This is a genomic window from Brevibacterium sp. (assembly GCF_022712115.1).
Lineage (GTDB): Bacteria > Actinomycetota > Actinomycetes > Actinomycetales > Brevibacteriaceae > Brevibacterium > Brevibacterium salitolerans.
Genome location: NZ_JALAHB010000106.1, coordinates 1 through 3,480, shown reverse-complemented (window position 1 = coordinate 3,480; position 3,480 = coordinate 1). Strand labels below are relative to the sequence as shown.

General features: G+C 71.3%; 2 protein-coding genes and 1 pseudogene. 2 read left to right on the top strand and 1 reads right to left on the bottom strand.

From position 1 onward, the window contains the following. Positions 1-77 precede the first annotated feature (77 nt). Positions 78-1,031 carry a cyclase family protein gene (locus Q0A33_RS06505; RefSeq protein WP_291794622.1) on the bottom strand — a complete coding sequence of 318 codons (954 nt, stop codon included), beginning with the start codon at positions 1,029-1,031 and terminating at the stop codon, positions 78-80. Between the two features lie 354 nt (positions 1,032-1,385). On the opposite strand from Q0A33_RS06505, the gene Q0A33_RS06500 reads away from it, so the two are divergent. Beyond that, positions 1,386-2,531: a hypothetical protein gene (locus tag Q0A33_RS06500; protein WP_291794620.1), complete on the top strand. Its 1,146-nt coding sequence runs from the start codon at positions 1,386-1,388 to the stop codon at positions 2,529-2,531. A gap of 313 nt (positions 2,532-2,844) precedes the next feature. Then, positions 2,845-3,480 (top strand): annotated as a pseudogene (locus Q0A33_RS06495) (hypothetical protein); the annotation flags it as partial.

The following is a 3,480-nucleotide window of genomic DNA, read 5'->3' as shown; positions in this document are numbered from 1 at the left end:
GCCGCGCCCACGCGGGGGGAGCCGGGGCCCGCCGGCGGGCCCCGGCTGGAACCGGAGAACCGGGGCCGAGGTGCCGGTCAGCGGATGGCGACCGGATTCACCGGCGAACCGCTGGCGCCGTGGATCTTCAGCGGGGCCGCGACGTAGAAGAAGTCGTAGCGCCCGTCCGCGGCGGCCGCCTCCGCAAGGCTCTCCAGGTCGCAGATCTCCGTGAACACGACGCCCAGGTTGCGCATCAGCGCATTGTGGAGGGTCAGTGCCACACCGGTGTCCGGATCCGAGGTGACCTCGTTGGCGATCGTGTCCGTGACGAGGTTGGGGATCTCCTTGTCCTTGAACCACTGCACCAGCTCCGGGGAGTACTGGAGCCCCGGCTCGCAGAAGTCGTCGTAGAAGGCGTCCCCCTGCTCGAAGAAGAGCTTGAGGTGATTGGTGCGGAGGACGAGGATGTCGTGCGGCTCGATGGTCAGGCCCTGCGCCTCCGCGCACTCCTCCAGATCCGTGTGGTCGAAGGTGCGGCCGGCCTCCACCGCCTCGACGCCCCAGTGGCGGGCGAGGTCGAGGAGGATCCCGCGCCCCACCACGCCCCGCTGCCCGATCGGCTCCACGCTCGCCTTCTCGAGCTTGCCCACGGTGGTGCGCGCGTCGTAGCCGTTGTAGATCTGACCGCCGTACCAGACGTGGCCCAGCGCGTCGTACTGCGTGGAGCCCTGCAGGAAGGCGACGAGCTTGTCGTCCGCGTAGTGGAGACCGCCGGGGAACTGCGGGGCGTCGTCCGAATCCCAGGTGGACTCGTCGAAGACCACCTCGCGGACGGCGGGTTCCCGCGAGGGCCAGACGGGATCCCCGTTCGGATCGCCGATCAGCCGCTGGAGCGTGTGGACCTCTCCGTCGCGGATGCTCCGGGCACCCCGCAGCACCTCCTGGCTCGTGAGGAAGTTGAGGGCTCCCACCTCGTCGTCGGGGCCCCAGCGGCCCCAGTTGGTGGGGGCGTCGGCGAGGAGTTCGGTGAGATCAGGGGCATCTGCCATGTGCGTGTCCTTTCCGGTTGCCCGACTGCGCCGTCGGTTGTCCGACAACACTGTCGGTTGCCCGACTGCACTGTCGGTCGTCCGACGGCTCTGTCGGCTCTCCCGGCAGCTCTGCGCGGGACGTCGGTCGCCGAGCGCCGTCGCTCGGTCGTTCGAGTTTTTCTCCGTAGCCGTCAGGTGTCAACACCGGCGAGGCACACGTCGCGGCCCTCGCGGCGCACATCCGCGTCTCCTCCCGAGGCGGGCCCGCGCAGAGGTCGTCCCCGGTGCCACCGGACCGACGGAGCCGTCTAAGCTGTACTCGTACAGTTGTCGAAAGGGCGGAATCCGCCCCCGGCCGGACGAGAGGCCCTCATGAAGTCCACGCACCTGATGGCTCCGCTCGCAGCGATCGCACTGACCGGGCTCGCGGCCGCCCCCGCGTTCGCCGCTCCCGGCTCCGGCGCTCCGGCGGCCTGCCCCACCAGCATCGACCTCTCGGAATCCGCGTTCTGCGCGGAGCTGAGCGGTGAAGCGCTGACGGACGGCACCATCGGCGCAGAGGATTTCGCGGACCCGTCGAAGGGCGTCTCGCTGTCCGTCTACGGTCTGCGCACCTACACCGCGGAGGAGGGAGAGCCGGAGCAGGTGACCTACACCGTCACGGCGGAGGACGGCACCGCAGTCCTCACGGGCACGGCCTCGGCCTCCGTCCTGGGCATCGTGAGCGGTGTGACGCTCTCCGCCGGTCCGGTGGACCCCGGCGAGTACGCGGTCACCGTCGCTGCGGAGGGCCGCGCGCTCCTCACGCAGACCTTCACCGTCACGGACGAGCAGGACACGACCGAGCCTCCCGAGGCGCCGGAGGGCACGGAATCCCCCGAGGGCCCGGAGGCGGAGGAGAGCGCGGAGCCCGAGGACGACGGCGTGCCCACGGGGGACCCCGCAGACCCCGAGGCCACGGCGGGCCCCGATGCACCGGCAGACCCTGATGCGCCTGGCCTGGGCTCGCGTGCGGATGAGGGCGAGGACGGTGCGGAAGGGAACTCCGCCGAGGAAGGCGCTGCGGAGGAGGTCGCGGACGGCGGCCTCGAACCCGATGCAGAGGACCAGGAATCACCGGAGAGCCCAGACGGGAACGCGCCGGGAGCCGGCACGGGCGACGACGCCGAGGTCGCGATTCCGCAGGTGCCCAGCGTGCTCGCACCGTCGGCGGACGCGGAGTTCGGGCTCGCCACCAGCCGGGCCGCCGTCTCCGCGGACGAGCTGCGGGACGAGGGCATCAGCTTCTCGCTCTACGGCCTCACGCCGGGCACTCTCGTCTCCGTCTCCGGCCTGCCCGGCAGCGGCGCACCTGCGATCGCCTACGCGGACGATCTGGGCACCGCACAGCTGACCTGGGTGCAGCCCCTCTGGGCGGCGGAGCTCTCCCCGGGCACCTACGGCTACGCGGTCACGGCCACGCCACTGGGCTCCACCGGAGCCGGCACCGCGAACTCCGCCTTCACGGTCACGGACTGACGCTCCGCCCGGAGGCCGCGAGCGTTCCTCACGGGTTGCCGCCCCGGGACACCTGACGGTGTTCCGGGGGCGGCTCCTGCCGGACCGGCGGCGGGAGACCGCCGCTGCTCGGCCTTCTGACCCGAAATGCCCGGCCTTCCGGCCCGAATTGCACTGACCAGAAGTGATCAGAAGTTTCGCCCGCCGAACCCTCCGCATAACGTGGGGCCGTACGCACTCGCAGAACCGTCCGTCTCCCTGTGATCACCGGCTCCCCGCGGAGCGCTTCCCGCTGATGACCACACGAAGACGAGAAGTCGAAAGGTCTCACTCCGTGAAGAAGAGTACCCTCCTCGCCCCGGCAGTCGCCGTCGCCATCGCCGGCCTCGCAGTGGGCCCCGCCGCCACGGCGAACGCCGCCCCCGGCGGCTACTCCGCCGCTGCGGAGACGACGGTCGGCGCCCAGGCCGCCGAACAGCCGGCTCCCGAGCCGACGGCCGACCCGAACGTCCGGGTCTCCCCCGAGGTCACCCCGGAGGATCTCCAGAACTCTCAGGTCGGCGTGTCCGTCATCGTCACCGGCGCCGAGCCCGGCTCCGTTCCCAGCGACAGCCTCACCGGCGAGTCCGACCAGCCGGTGGCCGATGACGGCACTGCCGCGTGGACCATCTACGCGACGGGCGCCGGACCTGAGGTCGGCTCTGTCGTCGACTTCACCGTCTCCTACACCTCGGCGGACGGCAACGAGAACACCGTGAACGCTTCCTTCGAGGTCGTCGAGTCCTACACGGAGGAGGAGCCCACCGAGGAGCCGACGCCGTCGGAGACGCCCTCCGAGGAGCCCAGCGAGACCGCTGAGCCCACGGAGACCGCCGAGCCGACCGAGACGGCAGAGCCGTCGGACGAGCCCACCGAGGACGAGGCCGACGAGGCCGTGGAGTACGCGCTCGCCGTCGACCCGCAGGAGATG

What these genes read in the sequence shown, in the direction of transcription:
- Q0A33_RS06505 (WP_291794622.1), bottom strand. Translation starts at nt 1,031, where the DNA reads ATGGCAGATGCCCCTGATCTCACCGAACTCCTCGCCGACGCCCCCACC.
- Q0A33_RS06500 (WP_291794620.1), top strand. Translation starts at nt 1,386, where the DNA reads ATGAAGTCCACGCACCTGATGGCTCCGCTCGCAGCGATCGCACTGACC.